We start from the raw sequence: 1,061 nt of genomic DNA, 5'->3' as shown, positions 1-1,061 counted from the left end.
TAGAGCTGCTGTCTTTCGGGCTGAGTCGAGTGGGGTAGCGTAGCGGCTGCTGTTGTGATTCCATGGCTGGCGGATCACGGAGGAGCACCATGGCCGCAGCGTTGTCGCTGGATCTTCGCGAGCGCGTGATCGCCGCGATCGAGGCTGGTGCCTCATGTCGGCAGGCGGCGGAGCGGTTCGGTGTGGGCAAGGCGAGCGCGATCCGCTGGCACGCCCGCTTCCGGGCTGAAGGTCGGGTCGCTGCCAAGCCGATGGGCGGAGACCGGCATTCCCATCGTTTGGAGGCGCATGCGGACATGATCCTGCAAGCCCTCGAGGAACGGCCGCAGATCTATCTGCGCGAGGTGCGGGACGCCCTACAGGAGCACGGCGCTGCGGTGAGCCTGAGCGGTCTGTCCCGCTTCTTTCGGCGGCACGGCATCACGCGTAAAAAGGGGCGCTCCACGCGGCCGAGCAGGATCGTCCGGACGTGAGCGAGGCGCGCGAGGCCTGGTTCGAGGGCCAACTCGATCTCGATCCCGAGCGCATGGTGTTCATCGACGAGACCGCGGCCGCCACCAACATGGAGCGGCGCTATGGGCGAGCGCCGCGCGGGGAGCGATGCCGCATCGCCGTGCCGCACGGGCACTACAAAACCACCACGGTTACGGCCGCCCTGCGGGCGAGCGGCCCCTTCGCCATCGACCTTGCGGATGGGGCCACGAATGGCGTCCGGTTCCGCGCCTATGTCGCCGACGTGCTCGTTCCGGCGCTCAAGCATGGCGATATCGTGGTGATGGACAACCTCGCCGCGCACAAGGTGGCCGGCGTTCGCCAGAGCATCGAGGCGGCCGGGGCGCGCCTGCTCTACCTTCCCCCCTACAGCCCTGATTTCAACCCGATCGAAAACGCCTTCGCCAAGCTCAAGGCGCTCCTGCGAACGGCTGCAGCGCGCACCGTCCCGGACCTGTGGACGGCCATCCGGGACGCGTTCACCCGTTTCAAACCCGACGAGTGCCGAAACTACCTCGGAGCCGCAGGCTACGATGCATACGATCCAGCCTGAATGGCAATAGCTCTAG

1 protein-coding gene is annotated in these 1,061 nt (G+C 66.9%); it reads left to right on the top strand.

The genetic code is table 11. The features are described from left to right. Window positions 1-89: 89 nt before the first annotated feature. Window positions 90-1,045 (top strand): IS630 family transposase gene (locus tag P7D22_RS23215; RefSeq protein WP_319936605.1). Its coding sequence is split into 2 segments (ribosomal slippage): window positions 90-441 and window positions 441-1,045, totalling 957 coding nucleotides; the frame shifts between segments, so codons are not numbered across the junction. Window positions 1,046-1,061 lie beyond the last annotated feature (16 nt).

The sequence above is a fragment of the Lichenihabitans sp. Uapishka_5 genome (assembly GCF_033947565.1).
GTDB lineage: Bacteria > Pseudomonadota > Alphaproteobacteria > Rhizobiales > Beijerinckiaceae > Lichenihabitans.
Note: the sequence above shows the minus strand (reverse complement) of the source record. Positions and strands in the feature narration are given on the sequence as shown.